Source organism: Vallitalea longa, assembly GCF_027923465.1.
GTDB classification, from domain to species: Bacteria; Bacillota; Clostridia; order Lachnospirales; family Vallitaleaceae; genus Vallitalea; species Vallitalea longa.
Genome location: NZ_BRLB01000021.1, coordinates 18,741 through 43,799, shown reverse-complemented (window position 1 = coordinate 43,799; position 25,059 = coordinate 18,741). Strand labels below are relative to the sequence as shown.

The following is a 25,059-nucleotide window of genomic DNA, read 5'->3' as shown; positions in this document are numbered from 1 at the left end:
ATTTTATAATGTAACTAAGCTTTTATTATAATACTTATTATTACCAGATTCAATATAATAAGTCGTTTAAATCACATATAATAATTATATTTAAAGTACATCTTTTTGTCAATTGAGTCATACATCTTCCACATTCATACTTAATACTTTTGAAATCATAATAATTTTTCTGAGAAATCTATTATACATTATTGAAGCTTTTATGTTCTTGATAATAATATTTGATTTGATACTTTTAATTCTAATATTATAATCTCTGGCAAAATCAACATTACATTTATTAATACTATGTGCTAACATCGCTCCGCTCTTAAGTGCATAACTTATCCCTTCAGCAGAACTAGGACTTATGAATCCTGCTGCTTCACCTATTAAAGCAATATTAGCATTAGTTGTTTTAATCTGCTTGAGTCTCCTAGTTCTCATAATCATAGTTCCTGTTCTCTTACACTCTTCACCTATATCAAATCCATAATCTCTAAGCCTATCTATCATCAAATCAAATTTCTTATTAGCTTCATTATCATCAGGTATAGCAGAACCTATTAACAAATATTTGCCTTTCTGTATTATCCATGAATAAAAATCAGTTATATCTCTGTCAAATATAGATGTATAATATGGCATTTCATTATTAGTTTTATACCATCTTTGGATAGAAACATATGTATCAGGTATAGCACCATGAGTAAAAGCCTGTTTCCTTACTCTTGATATAGCACCATCCGCTCCCACTAATATCTTAGTCTTTACAATATGTTCTCTATCATCATCTCTATATTTAACTTCGATATAACCATCTTGTTTTTTAAAAGATTTGAATATACAATTAAACTTTATATCAACAGAATGAGGTATAAGAGATACAAGCCATCTGTCAAACTTCTCTCTATCCACATTTATATAATGTCTCTGATAATGTCTTACCAATCTATTATCAAAATCTATAGACTTAACGCTGAACATCTGAGGTCCTGTCAAGACTTCTTCTGGAATACCTATACCTAGATGAGCTAACATTTTCTGTGCATCTGGAGCAATAAGACCTCCACAGCATTTTTCTCTCATGTAATCACTATTATCATTAAGATTCCTTTTATCAAGTATCAGAACCTTAAACCCTTTATTAAGCATTCTAGCTAAAGTTGAACCTGCTGGTCCTGCACCTATTACAACTACATCATACATGCTATTGACTCCTTTACTCATATTAATAATAACTTCAAGATTTACATTTATTATATTGTTATACAAGTAAAATGTCAATGTTTATTAATAATTATTTATTGTTTTTCAATAAACTACATTGCACTATTCAGATATATGCAACACATATTAAAATAATGTTGCTGTGCCGTTTTCCATTGCATTTCTCTCACCGATTTTCATCATCAAATGTGAGATTATTAATAAAAACGTTCCTATGAGAGAACATATTATAAAATCTGGTAACAGCTCAACAAATCCTGCATCATACATTAATGCTTTTCTAAGAACTATTATTATATATGTAAGAGGAAATATATATCCAATGATCTTAGCCCATAATGGCATATAACTAAATGGCATTTTAGCACCTGTAAACATATCAATGGGTCCTTGAAATATTGTATATAAAAATCCACTATCTCGTGATAATAAAAACAAACTATTCAAGAATACGCCCCAGATAACAGCCAAAACACATAATAACAATATACTGACTAGAGCTGATAGAATATTAATCTGTAGAAAATCTTTGAAAATCACAATCATACCAGATGCAAATATTATGAACATCCAAACACTTCCAAATAATGAAGCTATACTATTACCTATGAGCATAGCCATTCTACTGGATGGAGACATATATATCAATTCTAATGCCCCAGAATATCTTAATAGATAACTTGATTGCCATGCAGATTGTATGAGTGTATAGAAAAATCTCATAGCAACAAATCCAATCAATAGATATAGATATATTTCTTCATCATGCTTCAAACCTATCTTATTTAACAGAATATCATTATTGAAAGGTTTATATGTATAATAGATATTTATGAATTCAATAACAGGCCATATGAATAGAGATAGATAAATCCTCTTACTAAAAAAATAATTTTTATATTGTGCTCTGACATTAGCCAATACCAATCTAATGAAATTCATTTATATCACGTCCCTTTGTTTATTTACATCTTGTGCCATCTTCAATAGAACATTCTCTAATTTACTATCTTTCGCTGTAGACAATTTAGTTATATCTTTAACAGTCCCTTCTCTCAATAACTTTCCCTCATTCAAAATATAGATATATCTGCATAGCTCTTCGACTTCCTTCATATAATGAGTCGTCAATAGAATACCTTTATTATCCTCTTTCACTAATCTAACAAAAAACTCTCTCATTTCTTTAGCTATCTGAACATCAAGTCCAAGAGTAGGTTCATCCAAGAAAATATAATCAGGATCATTAATCAGACCTCTTGCAATCTGCAATCTCTGCTTCATACCCTTAGAAAATTTCTCTACAGGAATATCCGCTTTATCCTGTAGCCCCACTAGCTCTAATAAATACTCCATTCTCTCTTGCAACTCTTTACCATGCAAACCATACATACTCCCAAAATATCTAAGGTTTTCTTTAGCAGTCAACCTCCAATATATCATTCTCTCTCCACCAGCTATCATATTGACTTTTCTCTTAATCAATTTTTCATTCTTCTTAAGATACTTACCATCGTATGATATATCACCTTCTGTAGGTTCAAGGAGAGTTGAAAGCATCTTAACTGTAGTTGTTTTACCAGCACCATTAATACCTAACAATCCAGTAATCTCACCTTTTTTTATATTGAAACTAAGTTTATCAACTGCTGCTAAGTGTTTTTTACTCTTCTTCAAAAAACCTTTCTTTTCTTTTACAACATATACTTTAGTCAAATCCCTAACTTTTATCATATATAATCAATCCTTTCATCCATCAACTTTTTCAAGTGCAATCTTTTCCACTTTTTTTAGTGTTAAAAAACCTATTACCGTATATACAAAACCTTGTAATATTAATGCAACAACTGAATTTATCTGAGTTCCTACAGTCTCCCCTCTTAATAATATCCCTCTAAATAGCTCTATAGAATGAGTAACTGGTATGAAATAAGATATCTTAGACACAAAATCAGGTAAATACGTTATAGGAAAATTAATCCCACATATTAAAAACATCACTGTAAATAAAGTATTCTGTGATATATATGTATCTCTCGTATACAACATCAGATTAGCTAATAGTAATGAAAGTCCCAAAAAAGCAAATAGTGATATTATTAGAACCACTAAGAATGATAGGAAATCAAAATAAGCGAATCTTACTCTGAATAATAATAGAATAGGTATAGCGAAAACCAATTCTCCAAAGGTATGGATTGTCTGGGCTACCATATAAGCTAAGAAGTATAAGCCTCTATTATATGGTGCCAGCATTACACTTTCCAATGTCCCTAATCTTTTTTCAGTAATAAGACTTCTGCTGACATTAAGTAAAGTACTTACGGTAAAAGAATATACCATAGCCCCTACTAATATGTAACCCATATAATTGCTGGTTCCTACTTGACTTACAAAAGCACTGTCAACCTGACCATCAAAAACATATTCGTACAGAATAAAAGAATAAAGAAGGGTATAGGTTATAGATAGTATACTGGATATAAAAAAACTTCTTGGATAGGCTCGATACAAAGTTATAAAATATTTGTATACGTTCGCCTTAAAAACATAAATGTTCAAAATAAGACACTTCCTTTCATAATAATCGGCCATATAGAGCAATACACAGTCACTTGATTAACCATATAGTTAATCAAATCACATGTATCTTCTAGGCTGGATTATTATATCAGGAAAATCTATCATGTCAATAAGAATATTTAAATATTAAAAAAGGTCCTTGATATAAGAACCTTGAGTATATTAGTATATGTTTTATTTTCGTTTGTGTTTTCTTTTCTTATGTTTCTTAGTTGTAGCATCTTCTCCGTATTCGTAGTAGTGATAATAATATCCACCAGTTTTGGATATATCTGCTTTTGATAATACTACACCTAAGATATTAGCATGTACTTTTTGTAATAATTTCTTAGCAAGTTTGGCAGATTCAATGTTAGTTTCACCTGAAGCTACAACTAGAATGACTCCGTCTACTAGATTTGATAAGATAGCTGCATCGGTAACACTACATACAGGTGGAGCATCAAATAGGACTACGTCATATTCGTTCTTAAACTTATCAATCAATTCCTTCATCATAGTAGATTGAAGTAATTCAGCAGGATCAGGTGGTATAGGTCCTGCAGTTATTATATTAAGGTTAGGAATAGAATCTATCTTATGTATTACGTCCCTAACAGATTTGTTTTCAACAATAACATTAACCAATCCCATATTATTATCTAAATCAAATGTCTTATGTACTCTTGGTTTTCTTAAGTCACATTCTACTAATAATACCTTCTGACCAGCTTGTGACATTGTAATAGCCAGATTAGCCATAGTCGTTGTTTTACCTTCACCAGGATTAGAACTTGTTACTACGATAGCTTTGTTCTTGTTATCAATATTAAGATAATGTAGATTAGTTCTTACCATCCTATATGATTCAGATATAGGTGATTTCGGTTCTTTGAAAGTTATTAGATTATCTGCCATAATTATCGTTCCTCCCCTTCAAACTTAGGTATAACACCAATTACCGTTAGACCAAGATGCTTTTCTACATCTTCTTCTGATTTAACGGTATTATCGAAGTATTCAATTAAGAATATCACAAATAATGCAAGCATGATTGATAGAACTCCTGCTATTGCAACATTCAATTTCTTGTTAGGTTTTATTGGGCTTGTAGGAACTAATGCCTTGTCAATAACTTGGATGTTCTGAACCTCAATAATCTCTGATACCTTCTCAACTAATGTTTTAGCTAATTCATTAGCTATATCTGTCGCTAATTTAGGATTAATATGACTGACATTGACAGTAAATAACCTGGAATCACTTACTGTACTAATAGATAAATTAGATCTAAATGTCTTTAGGTCCATTTGTAGATCAAGGTTACTAATTACTTCATCAGCTATTAACCTACTCTTAGCTATCTCTCTATAATCTGTTATCAACTTACTGTTAAGTTGTAGATCCCCTAGAGAAATACTTCCTAAGTTGCCTTTTTCCTTACCAATAAATAAGGATGTCTTAGCTTGATAGACTGGTTTCATACAATAAGATGTAACAAGATATGTGGAAATCGTACCTATTACAAGAAATATCGCAATAATCCACCATTTCTTAATTACTACACGTATAAGCTCTTTCAAATCTATCTCTTGATACTCATTTTCCATCAGTTTGTCTCCTTCTGGCTCGTCTATTAGTTCATGTTAAAAATATATTTTAATTTATGTATAAGCCCATTGTTAATTTTATCTTTTGGTTCAACGTATTCAATAAGACTATCATTTATTACCTTCAATCCGTTATCATTAAATATCTGCTCAGCATATCTAGCTCCACATCTATTTTCAACAAACTCATACGCTTTTTTAACCCTTGGTGAACGTCTTCTATGAGTATGAGAATCTGTTGCAACAAAATGAACCATATGTCTATCTAGCAACTCTATAGCTATCTTATTAACTTTTTCCCCATATATACCAGTAACAGATCCTGAATTCATCTGCAAATAGCAACCTTTTTTTACTAACTCTTTCAGAATAGTATCCACATCATCTGGCGCAAAAGTCCTTTCAGGATGAGCGATAATAGGTGTATAGCCTTTCAAACTAATATTATAAATCAGATTATTAATACTATATTTCGCCGTTCTTGGTGAAAATTCAACTAAAACATATTTACTGTTCCCTAAAGTACAACACTCACCATTAACCAACATATCAGGTAGCATTGCATCAGCAAACAACTCATTACCTAGCATGAGCTTAATAGGTATATTTTCCTTCTCTATGATGTTACATACTTCCTCATACCTGCTTAATAAATCAGCTTTAGTATATTTATTCGCTCCTATAATATAATGAGGGGTGGCTATTATTGACTCGATACCTTCATCTACTGCAATCCTTAACATTGACATTGTCTGCTCCAATGAAGCTGAACCATCATCAACTCCAAATAATATATGACTATGAATATCTATCATATAGATCCCTCCTTAAATATTCTTAGGAACATTTTAGTCTCTTTTATTCGTCCATCATATAATTATACCTATCAAATAGTACATTCATCTCTTGGTACTCTGCATCACTCAATACTATCTTCAAATATTCTTTTAAATCAGCTTTCTCTTCATTAGTCAATCCATCTTCCAGATATCCTAACACAATATCATCATCTATCTTATCACCAATAAGTAATCCAGTATCCAAATCCTCATCAGCGATCTCTTCTCTATTTTCATTAATCTTATCGTCAACCCAGTCATGATTAGTATAACTCTTATAATCTTCTTCAGGTTTATCTGATTTATCAGCATTATCTTCATCACTAGATTGAGTAATATCATTATTTTCTTTTTTTACATCTTCATTATCATTTTTTGTACTATCTATAACATCTGCTTTATCATCTTTTATATCTTCTTTACTAATATCACTACCATCTTGCTCATTGGTCTTATTAGTATCAGATGTCTCTTTATCCTTAGTAATTTCTTCTACCGAATCATTATCTTTTGAACTTTCAACTTCTCTATTATCTATATCTTTGTTTTTATTACCTAATTGTTCATCGTCATTTTTAATCTGATTCTGAGAAATATAATTCTCATCAACCTCATATGTCTGTATCTTCTTGTTAAATGCAAGAACATTAATCCCAATAATAATAAATATTGCAATAAGCGTACCTGATAAAATAAATATGATTTTTTTGTTTTTCATTGGATACACCCCTTTGCCTTATATTCATAAATACTACCAGTTACCATTAAATGGCAGCTGGTAGTAAATGTATTATCAATCTATTAATCTACTAAGAATAGATTATAAATCATAACTGCTGCTTCTGCTCTAGTTGTTTCTTGTTTTGGATTGAAATTATCACCATTTTGTGCAGTGAAGATTTCTTCTCTAACTGTTGTTGAAACAGCGCCTTGAGCCCATGAATCGATATTGTTGAAGTCAGCATATACATCTTTTACAAGATCGTTATTAGCTTCTTCTTTGTATCCTAAGTATTCTAAAACATTCATGATAACTTTAGCTGCTTCTTGTTTTGTTATTGTATTGTTAGGAGCAAATTCTGTTTCAGATACTCCATTGATTATACCATTTTGATAAGCTGCTGCTACATCTTGAACATACCAAGCGTCAGCTGCTACATCTTCAAATGGTGAATCTTGACTAGCTTCTAATTGATACATTCTTGTTATTAATGCAACAAATTGAGCTCTTGTCAATTTTGAAGAAGGGCCGTAGATACCTTCACTCATACCATTAATTATACCTTTACCAGCTAATACTTCAATAGGTTTTTCAGCCCAACTGTAATCAGCTAAATCAGTAAATTTGTCTGTTGAAGCAGCTACAAAATACTTACTGAAGTGTTTTCTCATTACAGAAATTCTTCCTGTTAATGGGTCGTATTTACCAGCAGCCTTTTCAACTTTACCTTCATCTGTTAATAAGTAAACTGAAACTTTCTCTGCATCTTCACCATCTTTTAATTCATAAGGAACTGCAACTTCTACAGCTTTATTGAATTCTGATACTTTATTACCATCAGTATAAGCATTAAGATCAATAAGTGTTTCTACTCCACTAGGTACAGATTGTTGTTGAGCACTAGTCAATGCACTTACATCAACATTAGTAGCACTAAGTTTCACTTGAGCAGCTTCTTTCTTACCAAATGTTTCTGCACTAAGTTCAAATGATGCTACACCAGATTCAACTTTTACTTTATCAACAGAAACAAATGCATCTGTTAAATCAGGTAATGTTACATTAACTTCTTTAGTATTTTTAGTTGTTGGAACTTCTAATACCATTTTTACATCAAAATCTTTAGCTGCATCAATCTTATTATCAGCTAAGAATTTAGTCATTTGTTTTTCTGCTTCTACTGCTTTTTCAATTTGAGCTTTATAGCTATATTCTGATAAATCAGCTGTAGCTTTTCCACCAGCAAAATTTACTTTGCTAGTAGCAATTCTTGTTGCTCCAGCTTTACTAACAGCTACTTCTGCAAGATTTACTGCTACTTTGTCTAATTTCTTAACACTTGCAACATCATCTTTTAATACATCTTTGATACCTGCTACATCTTCAATAATAGCTTTTGCTTTTAAATTAACTGTTGAAGCATTATCAATCATATCTAATACTACTAATGTACTATCTAATGTCTTTTCTATTTGTTTAACAACTTCTTTTTTAGAATCAGCATCTTTTAACTTACCTATAACTTTTTCTGTACTTCCTAATACTGCTGATACAGATTTTAATGCTGTAAAAGCACCTTCTTGGTCTTTAATATCAGCTAAGCTTTCAGCTAATTCGTCAACTATTTCTTCAACTTTAGAAGCTGCTTCTTCACCTGATAATTTACCGCTACCTAATTTGCTAGCTAATTCATCTAATTTTTGGTCAGATGCAGGAGTTGAACTACTATCATCACCTGATGATGGATGGCTTCCTCCACCATTACTTCCACTATTTCCACTATCTCCTGATGAATAAGTATTTATTAAATTATACTCATTTAATATATACTTGATTGCAACTCTATTATTGTTATCATTATATTCATCAATAACTAGTTGAAAAGCCGCTCTGATAGAATCTTGATTTTCAATTATTTCTACTTTTTTCATATAGTCAAAATATCTATTTAATCCACTATTGTTTATTGACATATAATTAGTTTTTGTGTTCAAATTAACTATGTCTGTTCCAAATTCAGATGCTCCATATAAATTTTTATATATAGTATCTAATTTATCTATACTATCCTTTACTTTAGTTGGAGTCAATCCTTCAATTTTAGCTAATTCTTCTCCAAACTTTCTGCTTTTTAAAGCTTCTGTTAAACTTGCTACATTTTCATCTTCTTCAAGACCTAGTTGCACTTCTAAATTATGTATATCTGTATCTAAATCTCCAGATTCAGATTGTCCTAATACATAATCTGTTAAAGCATTTACAACTTCCATTGAATCTGATATTTCTAGATTTGTTTCAATTCTTTCCCTTTGACCATCTTCTAATTTAGAAAACATATCTTTTAATAATGTTTTCATATCGTCCTTTTGGTCAGCTTTTAATAATGTTTTTACAGAATTAACAATTCCTTCTCTACCAGCTTCTGACATTCCTGTTACAGCACTAACAAATTTTGTTACAAATTCATCAGCTTCAGATTGTTCAGATGCTTTAACGTTAATAGGAGTTATTACTAATACTAACGCTAATACTAGTGTTAACATTTTTTTCATACTACTAGTACATTTCATCTTTATCTCTCCTTATCTTATGTTTTTATTGATATCTACAGAATAGAAATCATATTCTTCATTATACAATACTTTCTGTAGGATAATCCATAATTAGTTAGTCTCATCCCTTAGCAGCAGCAATCTCTCTTTCAGCTATACGCTGCATAAACTCTCCATTGATAACCTTATTCTCCATCTTATATGTAGGTATTAAGTCAGATAAACTCTTCTTAATTAGAAGATGATTATCTTTATTTAATATGTTCTTAAGTTCATCAAGAGAATTCAGTAACTTCATGTAGTCAACATCTGTAGGTCTACCTATGAATATCTTATTATGAGAAGTAGAAGTCATTCCTTCTTCTGCCATAAGTAATTCTTCATACAACTTCTCACCTGGCCTAAGTCCTGTTACCTCTATAGGAATATCAGTATAAGGCTTTAGTCCTGATAATTTTATTAAATCCTTTGCCAAATCCATAATTTTAACTGGTTCACCCATATCCAATATAAATATCTCTCCACCCTTAGCTAATGCACCAGCTTGAATAACAAGCCTAGCAGCTTCTGGTATAGTCATGAAATATCTTATTATATCTTCATGAGTTACTGTTAGCGGGCCCCCTTCTGCAATTTGTTTTTTGAACAAAGGAATTACACTACCATTACTTCCTAATACATTACCAAATCTAACAGCAGCAAATTCTGTTTTGCTTACTTTATCTATTGATTGAATGACTAATTCACATAATCTCTTGGTGGCTCCCATAACATTTGTTGGATTAACTGCTTTATCTGTAGAGATAAGAACAAACTTCTTCACATTATATTTATCGGCACATTGAGCAACATTCAAAGTACCAAACACATTATTTTTGATAGCTTCTGTAGGATTGTCTTCCATTAATGGTACATGTTTGTGAGCTGCAGCATGAAATACTACATCTGGTTGTATATCTTTAAATATTTTGTCAATTCTCTTTTTATCTCTAACAGATGCTATAATTACCTTAAGTCTAATCTTTGCCTTATGCATCACTTGCTTACTATCACATAGATTATGTAGTTCCACATTGCTTTTCCTAATCAATTCATTCTGCAGATCATAAGCATTATTTTCATATATATCAATAATAACTAATTCACGTGGACCAAATGAAGCAATCTGCCTACATAACTCTGATCCGATAGAACCTCCACCACCTGTTACAACTACTTTCTTACCTTTTAGGTAATTATTGATTCCATCAATATTGAGATTGACTTCTTCTCTTCCAAGTAAATCTTCTATCTGTACATCCCTTATGTCCCCTAATTTAACTTTTCCATTTATTATCTTATCTATCCGTGGAAGAATCCTTAGTTTACATTTAGTACGTTTACATTCTTCTATTATATTCTTTATACTATTTTTATCTGCTGATGGTATGCATATTATTATTTCGTCTATTTTCTTCTTATATGCTACACTAGCTATATCCAGCCTCTGCCCTAAAACTGGAACATTATTGATTATTTTTCTTTGCTTCGTAACATCATCGTCGATTAATGCTACAGGTTTACCATTAAAGTTATCATTATTCCTAATCTCTTTCATAACCATAACACCAGCATCACCAGCACCAACTATCATTATTCTTTTTCTCTCATTACTTGATAGAATTTCACTGTTCTTTACCCTTCTCATCATACGATATGTAAAACGTACTCCACCAATAAACATTATCTCTAGTAACGTAGTAACTACATATATTGATCTGGGTAAATGTTGTTGTTGCAGATACATATAGGCTACAAATGCACCGTTTGCACATAAAACTCCACCTACTACCTGTAACAATTCTTCTATACTTGCGTATTTCCATAAACTCTGATACAACTTGAACATATAGAGTACACATATTTTTATTGCAGATATTACAAAAATATTAGACAAATATATGTTGACATACTGTTCTATGAATCCGTCGAATCTTAAGTATATTGAAATAAAGTAAGCTAGTTGAATTAATATTATGTCCATAGAAATTAAAAATAAAATTCTCATTCTTTTGTACATTTAGTTCGCCTCTTTAACGTAATAGTTTATTAAAACATCGGTACTCGATTCTGTATTTAGGCATAACAAAACGAAATATTTTAGATACATACCAAAAGTTAATTAAGATTATCCAATGATAAATATGTACATATAGTAATACTAAAAAATATCTTCTTAATTTTCTTTTTGTATTAATAATTCAAGTTTGTTTGATAAAGCTTGTTTAATTCTCTATCGATATAATGACACACTTTAGATTATGTCATATGTAATCAGTTATCATAATATACCAAATGGTATATTTTGTCAATATAAATTGAGGTGTGTAAAATCAAAACACGATTTGCAATTTTCATTATATACCGACTTAATCTCTGCTATATAAATCCCTAGTATATACTTTATCTTCTACATCCTTAATTTCCTCAGACATTCTGTTTGTTACAATAACATCACTCATTTTTTTAAAATCTTCTATATCATTGATTACCTTTGAATTATAAAAAGTATCTTCTTTAAGTGATGGTTCAAATACAACTACTTCAATACCCTTAGCCTTAATCCTCTTCATGACACCTTGTATTGATGATTGCCTAAAATTATCTGAGTTAGTCTTCATAGTTAACCTATAAATACCTACTATTTTAGGTTTCCTTTTAATAATCATATCAGCTACATGATCTTTTCTTGTTCTATTGGCATCAACTATTGCTGCCATTATGTTTTGTGGTACATCAGAATAATTTGCTAGTAATTGCTTAGTATCCTTTGGTAAACAATATCCACCATAACCAAAAGATGGATTATTATAATGTTTACCTATTCTAGGGTCTAAGCATACACCTTCAATTATTTGTTTTGTATCAAGTTCTCTAACTTCTGCATATGTATCAAGCTCATTAAAATAAGCTACTCTCATTGCTAGATATGTATTAGAGAATAATTTTATTGCCTCTGCTTCTGTGGAATTTGTAAAAAGGACATCAATATCTTTTTTAATGGCACCTTCTACAAGTAAATTAGCAAACACTTTTGCTCTTTCTGATTGTTCACCTACAATAATTCTTGAAGGATATAGATTATCATATAACGCTTTTCCTTCACGCAAAAATTCTGGTGAAAACATTATATTATCTGTTTCAAACATTGCCTTTACTTTTTCTACATATCCAACTGGTACAGTTGATTTTATTACCATAACTGCTTCTGGATTAATTGATAACACATTAGCAATTACTGCTTCCACTGTTCTTGTGTTAAAATAGTTTCTTTCTGGATCATAATTAGTAGGTGTAGAAATAATTACATAATCAGCATCTTTAAATGCTACGTAATTATCTGTTGTTGCTACTAGATTCAATTCTTTGGTTGATAGATATTCTTTAATTTCTTTATCAATAATAGGTGATTTTTTATTATTAATCATGTCTACTTTTTCTTTAATAATATCTAATGCCATTACTTCATTATGTTGTGCTAATAAGATTGCATTGGATAATCCTACATATCCTGTTCCAGCAATAGTTATTTTCATTTAAAGTGCCCCCTTGATTTTAATATAAGTTAATTATATATAATTGATTGGTGTATTATTAAACCTTATAATAATCTCTATACCAATCTACAAACTTCTGTAATCCATCCTCAATACTAGTAATTGGTCTGAAGTCAATGTCTTTCTCTAAATCACTTACATCAGCATATGTTCTCAATACATCACCTGGCTGCATATCCATATATATCTTTTCTGCTTCAACACCCAATGCATTTTCAAGAGCATTAATAAACCTCATTAATTGTACTGGATTATTATTTCCAATGTTATATATTTTGTAAGGTGCAAAGCTTGTACTTAGACTATCTCTACTTTCATCCCAATCTTTATTAGCTGTTGGAATTTTATCTATTAACTTATATATTCCTTCAACAATATCATCTATATATGTAAAATCTCTTTCCATCTTACCATGATTAAAAACTTTAATTGGTTTTCCTGCTAGAATATTTTTGGTAAATGAAAAATAAGCCATATCAGGTCTACCCCATGGACCATATACAGTAAAAAATCTTAATCCTGTTGTTGGTATACCATAAAGATGGCTATATGTATGTGCCATCAGTTCATTTGATTTTTTAGTAGCTGCATAAAGACTTACTGGATGGTCTACATTATGATTTGTTGAAAATGGTGCTACCTTATTACCACCGTAAACTGAACTTGATGAAGCATAAAGTAAATGTTTTACTGGATAATTCCTACATGCTTCTAGAATATTCATAAAGCCTATTAAGTTTGAATCTACATAAGCGTATGGATTTTCTATAGAATAACGAACCCCTGCTTGAGCAGCTAGGTTTATTACATAATCTGGATGATAAGTTTTGAAGATATTATCTAGTGTAGTCTTGTCCTTTAAATCTATTTTGTGGAAAATAAAGTTACTGTGTTTTTGTAAATTTTTAATACGGTCTTCTTTTATCTTTGTGACGTAATAGTCATTTAAGTTATCAATTCCTATCACCTGATAATCATAATCAAGTAATAAGGATGATAGGTGAAATCCTATGAAACCGGCTACTCCTGTAACTAAAATTTTAGAATTCATCTTTTACTACCTCATTTCATTTTAATTAACTATTAAAATAGTTATTTCTACTTACCTAAAATAACTTTAGCAATCCTTAATAAACCTGTTTTTATTAATATAACACGTACTATAAATTTAACTTTTCTTTTTAATCTTATTAATAATTTATCTGAACAATACTTCATTACTAACCTATCAAAAGAATAATCATTTAAATGATTAAAAAAATCTACTCGTTTTGTATTATATGCAACTGATTTTATTGCTGCCGAATTATACTTAACAGCTTCCTCAATATTCACTTCCTTATATATAATTTTATGCCTAATCTGTTTTATCATAGATTTTCCAATATCACTATTTACAAAGATAAGTGATGTTCCTTTATCATCATCCATCTCTGGTAATACGTTCCATATACCCCAAAAGTCTGCAAGAGTAATATCACTTTGTCTATTTAACGATTTAAAATTACATTCATAGCAAGATGGACGCAAACAAATATTCTTTAAAAAAGCTTTCATAAAATAATCTTTGTCAAGTGTTTTTTGATACTCTATATTATTCTTAAATAAGAATGATACAGAGAATCGCTTCCAGCCTTCATTCTTACTTCTGAAAGCGATTCTCTGTGTTGGTAATCCAACTTTTTCCTCTCGATATTCAATATACTTATGCCAAACATCTGGAGATGGTACTCCATGGCAAACAATATCAATACAAATCAAATTATCATAAATTTGTCCTAAATATGATTTTAATCCACCAATCTGACAAGGTGTTCCCGTAAATAGAACTTTTCTTCCTTGTCTTAGAAATGTTTTTGCTTGTTTGAATGTATCTCCAATTCTACTTTGTACATATTTAGATCCACGTAATTTTTCTAGTTCTTCTTTTGTTTCAATATATCTATGTTCTACTTCAAAATTTTCATTGAATCCCACTCCAAAAACTACTCCACCATTATCAATTACTATTTCGGCCACTAGAGTAAATATCCCTCCAGATGAACTTTTTATCCTTATTGTCTCATCTTTATTTATACAAGCATAAGCATGTGGCTTATTTTGGATTTTTTCTAAATTTAAAACTGGACACACTCTATCACATAACCCACAATCAATACATTTATCCATATCAATAATTGGATACCGAAACCCTTCATTATCACTCTGCATAGAAATACAATTTTGTGGACATATATTATAACAGGCATGACACCCTGTACAGTCTTTTTTATTAATCATCTTCACCATAAATTCACCCTCAATAATTAAATCTTAATAACTTACTAAATATCTTATTGCCTAAAAAATTTATTTAGTAACGAAAATACTACAAAAGCTATAAATTAGTATTATAACAACTTGTATTAATTAATAAAATGTCTCACAATAATCCAATAGGCAAATTACATGATGATATACAATCATTTACATACCAATACTTTTTTCAGTACATTGAAATAGTAATAATTAGTTTGAAATTTTATTTTTAGTATTCGTTACATTACTGACTATATTTTTTACATTTCTTTATAATTTTTTTTATAGGTTTACTAATTAAGTTCTTTTCATATTTATTCATCCCAAAGCACGACATAGACAAACCAAATACTGCTACATAGATAATTACAGACTCTAAAAAAACTACAACATTGTTTAGTTCAACAAACATATTTAATAATACTCCAACAGATATTGGTAATAAAAGAGACGGAACAAATTTTACTATCTGACTCCAGAAATAATTAATATTCAAACCAATTCTTTTATGATAATACCAATTCATAATTAAACCATTACCTATTAATAAAGAAATTGCTGTACCTAATGCACTTCCAATCCCTCCATACATTTTAGCAAGAGGAATACTTATAAGAACATTTAATATTGCTATAAATAAATACACTTTAGAACGAAATTTATGCATATTCTTAGCCTTTTGGATTTCTATACCTAAATTTTGTATTAATGGTATTGTCACGGGAATAATAAGTAGCAACATTATTGCATATGACTCATTATAATCAGCACCTGCCCACATATTAATAAATGATTTTCCAAAGAAAATAAGTCCTGAACATACTAGCGAAAGCAATATAAACTGTAATCTTCCTATTCTAGTAAATAAATCACTCAATTCCTGATTATCATTAGTGGTAGCTACTATTTTATTGACTCTTGGTATAAATACATTAGATATTGCTGTAGATAAAGATAAATAATATGTATTAAACTGTGCTGCTAACCCATATGTAGCAACTGCAACAGTACCCCTAATTCTCCCTAAAATAAATTTATCCACATTCCAATTTATCTGATCAATAATCATATTTATAAATATAAATGACGAAAAAACTGTCATTTCTTTCATTAAAGAAAAATCAAAATGGCGGAATGAAAATCTAATTTTTAACTTTTTAAAACAAAAAGTTGCATTAGCTATCTCTATAGAAATATTAAGTACCGTTGTCACAATAACCATACCAATTGATTTATAACCCATTAATAATACCGGTAGCATAATAAAAGGGTTTACAATAATCTTAATCATTTGTATCAACTTTTGGAAAATATATTTCTCATTAGCAGTAATATGAGAATTAAACACACTCATTGGAAAAGATAATGCAATATTAATAACCATTATTATCACCAAAATCTTTGATTTAGCTAATTCATTTATTGTAAGTTTTCCACCTAAAATTAAGTCAATATTAAAAACAAATATAGTTCCTACTATAACGGTAATCAACCCAATTGCCGAAAACACAATTAGAAACATTCCATTAAGTTTAGCAATATTATCCTCATCATTCTTAGCTTTATAACACAAGTAGTATCTCATGTAAGCACTACCAAAACCAAAACTAAGTAATCCCAGATAACTAACTACTGAAGATACTAAATTATACAGTCCATATTCACTTTGTCCCAATAAGCGTAGCATAATGGGAGTATATATTATTGATATAATATACCCCAGCCCCATAGATATATATGATAAAACAGCTCCTGCTTTTAACTGATTAATCCTCATTAACTTCATCCTCAATATTTAATGCTTCTTTTAGATAATCTACAGCTTTTTTACGTTCTAATTCTAAAATTGGACCAACATGAGAAAAATCCATATTAAAAATTTGATCTTTACTATTAATATTATGAACCTCTCTACATCTAAATCGAAACATATCCAGAAGAGTTTCAATTCTAGAATACATAGATGATGATTTACTTATTCTATTATATACAACAAATGGAGTCTCCATCAAAATTGAAAAAACAACTCCATGAAAAGAATCTGTAAAAAAAACACTGGCTGAATTAATATAATCAATAAATTCACTTGGTCCTGTTGTATAATTTTGTTTATCTTTTATATCTACCAAATTTACTATTCTTAAATTATAATATTTAGAAATATTACTAATATATTGTTCAGTTTCTTTAGACGATATTCCTAAAAAATATGTTAATATATATTTGCTTTTAGGCTTACTAGGACATTTATTAGATATCGTTAACCATTGTTCTTTTGTAATCATTAAAGTTGGGTCTACTAAAACTAAAGCTTTTTTTCCTGATAGCTCATGTATAATCTTAGCACCTGCTTCTTCTCTTACAGATAAGAATTCCATTCTAGATAACCAAGTTTTATATTTTTCTTTATATTCAAGAGGTATATTCGATCTACCAAAACTAGGTGCGTAAGAAATTCTTTTTCTTTTTTCTGTAAATGTTAGAAAATAAATAGGAGCTTTTTTTATATACAAAGGATTCCAAACTTGATCACTTCCAGTAATAAAAAAATCATATTCACTTGAAATTTTCTCTAATTCTAAATTTGAATTATTGTAAAATTTTTCATTTAAATGTATCTGCGAGAACTTTTTAAAACACTTTATTCTTTTATCAATCAAAGCTTTATTTTCATAATAAAATTTCCTTTTATCAATTTTTTCTACTAAATTCTTAAACAATTCCTTAAAAGACATTTTTATAGCTTTCTTAAATATTCTCAAGCATTTGTTCTCATTTTTGTAAACTTCTTGTATCACTACAGTATGTGGTAAATATCCAAGATTTTTAATCACTTCTTGTAATGCATAATTTTGAAGTTTATTTCCGTAGTTTTCATAACCATGTAAAGTTATTATTCCAACTTTTTTTTTCATTTCACTTATTATACCCTCATTTCTAGAATCTAATTTATTATCCTACTACTTTTTTTATTTTACCTTTAAAACATAAAAATAAATTAAATAACCGTTTTGGTATAAAACTTAATATATAAACTTTTACTAAAACCTTTTTATTTAATTTTGTATATCTATATTTATATAAAAGTTGTCTACCTTCTTTACACTTATCTTCAAAAATAAGTAATTTAGATTTATTAATTATCTTTTTTATCATATATTCTTCAAAATATACTGAATTGTTTCCAGATTCTTTCTCTTGTAACAAAATATCTTCTGCATAATTAGAAAAAGCATAATATATATTAACTTTTTTATTACAAGCTCTATTTTCCGCATCATGAAAATATGTAGCACATATACTGTTAAAATATGCTATCCTATATTTCAAAGCTATTCTACACCACATATCTAAATCCTCACCCCTATTAAGCTTTACATTGAAATTCCCTAAATGATTAAAAATCTTTTTAGGTACAACTACAGATGAAGCTGAGATTAATGGAGCATTTAATGAGAATCTAAAATAATCATCAATTATACCTTTCCAATTTTTTTTAAGATTCCTCCCACTTAAAGATGTAATTATAGCACCATCTCCTCTTTGTATTCTGTAAGATGTAGCATAAACTCCTGCCATAGGATATTGTTTAATCAAATTTTTAATTGATTGAAGAAAATTGGGCATCCATATATCATCAGCATCTAAAAAACCAATATAATCATACTTGGCCTCAGCAATTCCCTTATTTCGTGCAGATGATACGCCACCATTATTTTGTCTTATAAGCCTAATTCTAGAATCTTTTATCTTAATTACCTCTTTAGCACTATTATCTGTTGAACCATCATCAATAACAATAATCTCAAAATCTTTATAGGTTTGATTTATTACAGATTTAATTGCTCTTCCTACATGATTTTCTTTATTATATAATGGAATAATTACTGAAAATTCCATAAAATCACCTCATATCCTATGTACAAAAATATTTCTAAAAAATTATTTATTAAATTTTCTAATACTTATTTTCCTAACTATCCTATGTTATTTTCTTTAGACCTTAATCCTTCAATAACTAATTCTCTATGTGCCTCACATTCTATATAATTATGTATTGCTAATAATTTCTTTTTATTATATTTATGCCTTAACAAATATCCCTTTAACAAATGTCTGTCAATTCTTGATAACCATTTCCCAAACCCTAAAAAACTTCTTAAATATAGCTCTATATTTTTTTCAGCATATTTATTATACTTTTTTTCAATAAAATCCTCTTGTAATATATTAGATGATCGTAAATAGAAGTTTTCTAATATTTCTTCAGATTTATCTCCTTCTGCTAACCGAACAACATTCTTTTTCTTTACAACTGGAATATATTCTACATTTAGTACATGATTAATTTCTATCTTTATTAATAAACTGGTCTGCCAATATTCACTATCTGAATAATCAAATATAAAATTGCCTTGTCCATATAAGATAGTTGAATCCTGATATTTTTCAAAGCATCCTATACAATGACTATGTTGACATACTACTAAATCTGCACCCTTTTGAATTATCTTCCTACAAACCTTTTGAAGATAGGGTGTTGGATAACGATAATGCTCTTTCCCTCCATGATACAAAACAATCACGTAATCACACTTATCTTTCAACTTATATATATGATCAAGGCTTTCTAATGGATTAAAAGGATTTGCACCAGAAGTATTTTCAGTTGCTATAGAAAATTCACATTCCGCACAAGCATATATACCTATTTTTAATCCATTCTGTTGAAGTATATATGTCTTACTTGCTTCAGTTAGATTGTCTCCTACTCCAATAAAAGGTAACTTGTTTCTATTCAAAACATTCTGTGTTGATATAAGACCTTGTTCCCCCTGATCCAAAATATGATTATTTGCTAAAGTAATTAATGATGGATTAAGAGCTTTGATTCCATTTACTGTACTTGTAGGAGAAATAAGATTAGGTCCACACTTATTTATGAAATTTTCTTTATCTGTAAGAGGTACTTCTAAATTAAAAATTCTTGCATCTATATTGTTCCATAATGAGAGTAAATCTTCACCGAGTAAAGTGTTTATATCAGCATTGTTGAATAAATCTATATTGGATTGTGTTGGCACTAAATCTCCTGCTATTAGTATTTTCATATAATATAATCTCCCTAATTATTTTCTGTTTTTGAAGGTAACTTTATCCAACTACCAAAAATTTCATCATATTTTTCAGGCTCAAACTTTTCAAATCCACTAAAATGATAAAAAGTTAACTCTCCAAAATAAATTTTACCTTTAATATCATAGAAATCTACTCGAACATGTGGAATATTTTTAGACAACTTTGATGCTAATTCTACCATTTCATTAAACCCTACTGGTTTAACAATCTTTTTAATCCCATTTTTATAATGTTGCATAAATGGAAGATGCTTAAATTCCGTGTCATAAAAATCAAATCGTGTGTCAATATCTCTATCTGTTGCCACAAAAAGAGCTTTTGGTTCGCCATCAAAGCAGAAGAATTTATAATCTTTAAGTTCTGTACCTGATTCATCTACCATATATTTTTCACATATGATTTTTGGTTTTACATTTTTGTATGGCCATTCTCTACCTAGGTAATAATAATTTCTTTTTAAGGACTTATTAATTTTCCTTTTTGCAGCTTCAATATCTAATTTACTTTTATTCTTACATATTACTAGTCCACCTGAATCATGGTTACATTTTAGTACAAATTGATTGGGTAGTTTAGAAAAATCAATATCTTCAAATCTATTCCATACTCCTATTAATGGAATAAGATATTTTTCTCCAATAATTCTAGCTATATATTTTCTAACATCATACTTATCAACTAATTGAGTATATGAAGGATTTCTATCATATATTTTGAGCCATTGAAGTTTTTCGTTAAAAGTTTTAGGGTTTTGAAATCTTAATTTCTTTTTCATTTTCCCACGATAAATTAACTTAAGATAAATATCATCAGGAATAATCTTTAATATTCCTTTTTCTCCAAAATAAGATATCAATTTATATGGATTATTAAATACTTCTATTATTTTTTTATATTTCATATGCTATTCATCTCCATAATTAACTTCTATTAATTTTCAAATTATAAAACTAATTTATTTTACTGATGATTTTGTTTTTATTAAAGCTAAAGCTAACATTAAGTAATTTGGATACCATTTATAACTAATTAATCCCCAATCAATTATTAGCATACATAATAATAATGAAATACAAAAAACATAATAATCTTTTTCATTTTTTATTTTCGATTTAATTCTATTAATATTTGTTTTTATAATGATACTTATGTAAAATAAATAATAAAGCAAAAAACCAACCAAACCATTATCAACTAATAATTCTATATAGTTATTGTGAGAATATGTCTCATGTCCACTTTGCCAACCATATAAATATCTAAAATTTTCTATACCATGACCGAAAATAGGTCTTTCTTTAAAATACTCTAGTCCTAATTTAATCATTGTTTTTCTAACATTAAACGACCCCTCTAAGCTGACTTCATTAAAGAATATATTCTTAAAAATACTATCTATTCTCCATCCAATATTATTATACAAAAAGTCTATATTAAATAGTGCATAATATGTTGTTATAAATAAAAAAACAAACATTATTAAATATCTTATCTTTTTTTTAATTTTTTTGGTGTTCAATATTATAATAAATAAATTTAATGATATTGGAATAACACAAAATATTACTCCTTTTCTAGATCCAGTTAATAAAATCGCCAAAAACATTACTACTAAACAAAAAATATTTTTGTATTCTTTTTTATATAATAATCTATACACGGACATATTGAATGAAAATCCAATTAGCATAGCAACAGCATTACGATTTCCGATTTTTTTTAGTAACACATTTGAAGCATAATATGTACCTTCCATTAATCTATTAAAATCTGTTAAAGAAATTGAATATATACTCATTATAAATCCAAAAAGAATAATGCAAATCATAAAAATATCTAATCTTTGTTGCGTATTGATTATTAATGGTATAATAATTAATAATACTAAACAGCATATTAAAGTAATAATATTACCAACAAATACATCATTTCTTATACCATAAATACCTGATGCACAAACTACTACTAAAAATAAAAAGTATATATAAATGCTTTTATCATAATATATTTTTTTATATTTTATACCACAAATTAATAATGTGATGCCAATTATAACAAATTTGCTGTAATATATTCCTTGTGTTGTCATATCAGTATACATAGTAAATAAAAGAATTATGGTTAACAAAAATTCTATAGTATATGTGTGTGTTGTTTTAATAGTCTTTTTCAATTTCAATCACCTAACATCTTTATTAATAAAAAATTATGCATTGCATCAATTTTCAACCATTTATTATATTTAGTATATAATCATTCCATAATTGGAATATGTTATCAGTTGTATGAGTATTGCAAATATTTTTTGCCTTTTTACCCATCTCATTAGCCTTATTTTGATTTATTAATAAATATTTCATTTTATCAGCCAAATCCCTAACATTTCCTACTTGAAAAAGTAACCCATTTTCTCCATTATTAATTAATTCTTTTGGACCACCAGGAGGACAATCTGCTGAAATACACGGAATTCCTAAAGCCATTGCCTCCATCAAAGCATTTGGCATTCCTTCATAAAGAGAAGGTAAAACAAACATTGAAGTTCCATAAATTTTCCTTAATATTTCCTTTGTTGTTCCCATTAATTTAACTCTATTTTCCAATTTTTTTTCTTTTATTAATAGTTTTAATTCTAATTCCAAGACCCCCTCACCATATATCTCTAAAGTATAGTCTGGAAATTCTTGTGCTATTATTGAAAATGCATTAATAAGTAATTTATGATTCTTTTGATTACTCAATCTACCGACACTAATTATTCTAGTATCTTTTTCATTCTTAAAAGGATATGTTTCATATTTAATATACAAAGGATTATGAATAACTATTGATCTCTTTTGTATTTTTTTTGAAAAATATTTCTTGGCCCCCTTTGTTTGAAATACAAATCCATCTAATTTAGGTAAAATATAATTTCTTATTTTTTTAATAATAAATCCATATTCTAATTCAGGATCATTTCTTTCTGCATAGATAACTTTAATATCTTTATTATGCTTTAAAACAAAAGTATACAAAGCAGGATGTAACCAAAATGAAATAACAACATCAGGACTATATTCACAAACAATTTTTTTAGTATTTTTCATGATTTTTAAATGAGTAACAATTTTATTACCTTTATAATCTTTTGAATAATGATATTTTACATTTTTATTTATAGGATAAACTATATGATTACCTAATAATGAAACCAAATGAACCTCATGTCCAAATTTTTCAAGATTGTTTGCTAACATAATCATAGATTTCTCAGCACCACCAAATGATAATGCTCCTTTTCGTGACCTTAAGAAACCTAATATAATAATTTTCATTTTTGTTCCACTCCTATTCAAAATTATAGTTCTTTTATATAAATAATACTTGTTTTCATTTTATTATAGGGATAATTTTTCTTATAACTATAAATCAATATAAAATTGTTGAAGCTTTTTTGCAGCAAATTTTGCATCATACCCTGATTTAACAATATTATTATATGTATCTTCTCTAATATTTTTTTTTGTAATTTCTATTAACTTATTTGCCCAGTAATTACAGTCATGACTTAAACTTATAAATTCAACATTATCCGTAATTTTTATCTCATCTGTAATACTATCAGACAAGATACATGGTAATCCTGAAGCTTGTGCTTCTATACCAACTAATGGTAACCCCTCAAATAAAGAAGGTAATATAAATAGATCAAAAGCTTGAAATAAATCAGCAACATCACTTCTTATTCCTAAAAAATACACAAATTTTTCCAAGTTTAATCTTTTTACTTTTAATCTTATTTCATTTTCAAGTTCCCCATCACCAATTAAAATTAATATACTATTTTTTTTAACTTCATGAACTTTTTGAAAAATATCAATTAAAAAATCGTGATTCTTTTGATTATTAAATCTCCCTACATGTCCTAAAACAAGTTTATTCTGTATACCTAATTTCTTCCTTGTTTTTTCCCTTATAGATTTATTATATCTAAATTTTTCTGCATTTATTGCGTTATTTGCTATATATACTTTACCTTTATCAATATTATTCTTACCAAATAAAAATTTACCTGCTTTTTTTGAACAGGCAAAATATATATTAGCCATTTTTTTTAATGGTATTTGCATAAAAAAGTTTCTTATACTATTTAACTTTTTGTCAGAATACTTAGTATTATGACTATGTACAATTAGATAATTAATACCGTGTTTTTTAGCTTGAACAAAATTAAATACTCCTATATTCGCAGAATGAACATGTACAGCCTTATAATCATTATGACATTCAAAAAAGTGGTTTAATTCCTTTAAATATTTGAGAGTGTTTTTATATCTTAATTCTGGCAAAACATAAACTTTTCCTCCTAATTCTTTTACTTTCCTATCAAAATCACCTTCTGGAGTTTCAGCATTTATTAAATATTCAAATTGAATCTTTGATACATCAATATTACTATGCATATTTAATAAAAATGTTCCTATTCCTCCTCTTGGACGCTTCCCTATTATATGTAAAATCTTTATTTTATCATTCATAATTAATAAGCCA

The 25,059-nt window shown here is 28.4% G+C and carries 21 protein-coding genes; all 21 read right to left on the bottom strand.

What is annotated here, in order from left to right:
* Window positions 1-117: 117 nt before the first annotated feature.
* Entirely contained in the window at window positions 118-1,188 is a 1,071-nt protein-coding gene (locus QMG30_RS21540; RefSeq protein WP_281819073.1) for an FAD-binding protein, read from the bottom strand.
* 147 nt (window positions 1,189-1,335) lie between these two features.
* Window positions 1,336-2,151 (bottom strand): ABC transporter permease, encoded by an 816-nt coding sequence (locus QMG30_RS21535; protein ID WP_281819072.1) that lies wholly within the window; start codon window positions 2,149-2,151, stop codon window positions 1,336-1,338.
* Window positions 2,152-2,943 (bottom strand): ABC transporter ATP-binding protein, encoded by a 792-nt coding sequence (locus QMG30_RS21530; protein ID WP_281819071.1) that lies wholly within the window; start codon window positions 2,941-2,943, stop codon window positions 2,152-2,154.
* Window positions 2,944-2,958: 15 nt separating this feature from the next.
* Window positions 2,959-3,771: an ABC transporter permease gene (locus QMG30_RS21525; protein ID WP_281819069.1), complete on the bottom strand. Its 813-nt coding sequence runs from the start codon at window positions 3,769-3,771 to the stop codon at window positions 2,959-2,961.
* A 195-nt stretch (window positions 3,772-3,966) separates the two neighbouring features.
* On the bottom strand, window positions 3,967-4,689 hold the full coding sequence (locus tag QMG30_RS21520) for a CpsD/CapB family tyrosine-protein kinase (protein ID WP_281819067.1): 723 nt from the start codon (window positions 4,687-4,689) through the stop codon (window positions 3,967-3,969).
* Window positions 4,690-4,691: 2 nt separating this feature from the next.
* Complete coding sequence (locus QMG30_RS21515; protein ID WP_281819066.1) at window positions 4,692-5,381, bottom strand: YveK family protein; 690 nt, start codon at window positions 5,379-5,381, stop codon at window positions 4,692-4,694.
* Window positions 5,382-5,407: 26 nt separating this feature from the next.
* Window positions 5,408-6,196: a tyrosine-protein phosphatase gene (locus QMG30_RS21510; protein ID WP_281819065.1), complete on the bottom strand. Its 789-nt coding sequence runs from the start codon at window positions 6,194-6,196 to the stop codon at window positions 5,408-5,410.
* A gap of 43 nt (window positions 6,197-6,239) precedes the next feature.
* Window positions 6,240-6,938: a hypothetical protein gene (locus QMG30_RS21505; protein WP_281819064.1), complete on the bottom strand. Its 699-nt coding sequence runs from the start codon at window positions 6,936-6,938 to the stop codon at window positions 6,240-6,242.
* Between the two features lie 83 nt (window positions 6,939-7,021).
* On the bottom strand, window positions 7,022-9,511 hold the full coding sequence (locus tag QMG30_RS21500; RefSeq protein WP_281819062.1) for an S-layer homology domain-containing protein: 2,490 nt from the start codon (window positions 9,509-9,511) through the stop codon (window positions 7,022-7,024).
* 103 nt (window positions 9,512-9,614) lie between these two features.
* On the bottom strand, window positions 9,615-11,552 hold the full coding sequence (locus tag QMG30_RS21495) for a polysaccharide biosynthesis protein (RefSeq protein WP_281819061.1): 1,938 nt from the start codon (window positions 11,550-11,552) through the stop codon (window positions 9,615-9,617).
* Window positions 11,553-11,901: 349 nt separating this feature from the next.
* Window positions 11,902-13,068 carry a nucleotide sugar dehydrogenase gene (locus tag QMG30_RS21490; RefSeq protein ID WP_281819060.1) on the bottom strand — a complete coding sequence of 389 codons (1,167 nt, stop codon included), beginning with the start codon at window positions 13,066-13,068 and terminating at the stop codon, window positions 11,902-11,904.
* Between the two features lie 58 nt (window positions 13,069-13,126).
* Window positions 13,127-14,140 carry an NAD-dependent epimerase gene (locus QMG30_RS21485; protein ID WP_281819059.1) on the bottom strand — a complete coding sequence of 338 codons (1,014 nt, stop codon included), beginning with the start codon at window positions 14,138-14,140 and terminating at the stop codon, window positions 13,127-13,129.
* Between the two features lie 47 nt (window positions 14,141-14,187).
* Window positions 14,188-15,378, bottom strand: coding sequence for a Coenzyme F420 hydrogenase/dehydrogenase, beta subunit C-terminal domain (locus QMG30_RS21480; RefSeq protein ID WP_281819057.1), 1,191 nt, complete (start codon window positions 15,376-15,378; stop codon window positions 14,188-14,190).
* Window positions 15,379-15,631: 253 nt separating this feature from the next.
* On the bottom strand, window positions 15,632-17,164 hold the full coding sequence (locus tag QMG30_RS21475; protein WP_281819056.1) for a lipopolysaccharide biosynthesis protein: 1,533 nt from the start codon (window positions 17,162-17,164) through the stop codon (window positions 15,632-15,634).
* On the bottom strand, window positions 17,154-18,302 hold the full coding sequence (locus tag QMG30_RS21470; protein ID WP_281819054.1) for a polysaccharide pyruvyl transferase family protein: 1,149 nt from the start codon (window positions 18,300-18,302) through the stop codon (window positions 17,154-17,156). The genes QMG30_RS21475 and QMG30_RS21470 overlap by 11 nt, the downstream gene beginning before the upstream one ends.
* A gap of 37 nt (window positions 18,303-18,339) precedes the next feature.
* On the bottom strand, window positions 18,340-19,287 hold the full coding sequence (locus QMG30_RS21465) for a glycosyltransferase family 2 protein (RefSeq protein ID WP_281819053.1): 948 nt from the start codon (window positions 19,285-19,287) through the stop codon (window positions 18,340-18,342).
* A gap of 77 nt (window positions 19,288-19,364) precedes the next feature.
* Window positions 19,365-20,498, bottom strand: a complete 1,134-nt coding sequence (locus tag QMG30_RS21460; RefSeq protein ID WP_281819051.1) for a CapA family protein — start codon at window positions 20,496-20,498, stop codon at window positions 19,365-19,367.
* 14 nt (window positions 20,499-20,512) lie between these two features.
* Window positions 20,513-21,427, bottom strand: a complete 915-nt coding sequence (locus tag QMG30_RS21455) for an ATP-grasp fold amidoligase family protein (protein ID WP_281819049.1) — start codon at window positions 21,425-21,427, stop codon at window positions 20,513-20,515.
* A 54-nt stretch (window positions 21,428-21,481) separates the two neighbouring features.
* Window positions 21,482-22,699 carry an O-antigen ligase family protein gene (locus QMG30_RS21450; RefSeq protein ID WP_281819048.1) on the bottom strand — a complete coding sequence of 406 codons (1,218 nt, stop codon included), beginning with the start codon at window positions 22,697-22,699 and terminating at the stop codon, window positions 21,482-21,484.
* Between the two features lie 52 nt (window positions 22,700-22,751).
* Entirely contained in the window at window positions 22,752-23,843 is a 1,092-nt protein-coding gene (locus tag QMG30_RS21445) for a glycosyltransferase (RefSeq protein ID WP_281819047.1), read from the bottom strand.
* Between the two features lie 87 nt (window positions 23,844-23,930).
* Complete coding sequence (locus QMG30_RS21440) at window positions 23,931-25,046, bottom strand: glycosyltransferase family 1 protein (RefSeq protein ID WP_281819045.1); 1,116 nt, start codon at window positions 25,044-25,046, stop codon at window positions 23,931-23,933.
* Window positions 25,047-25,059: the final 13 nt, after the last annotated feature.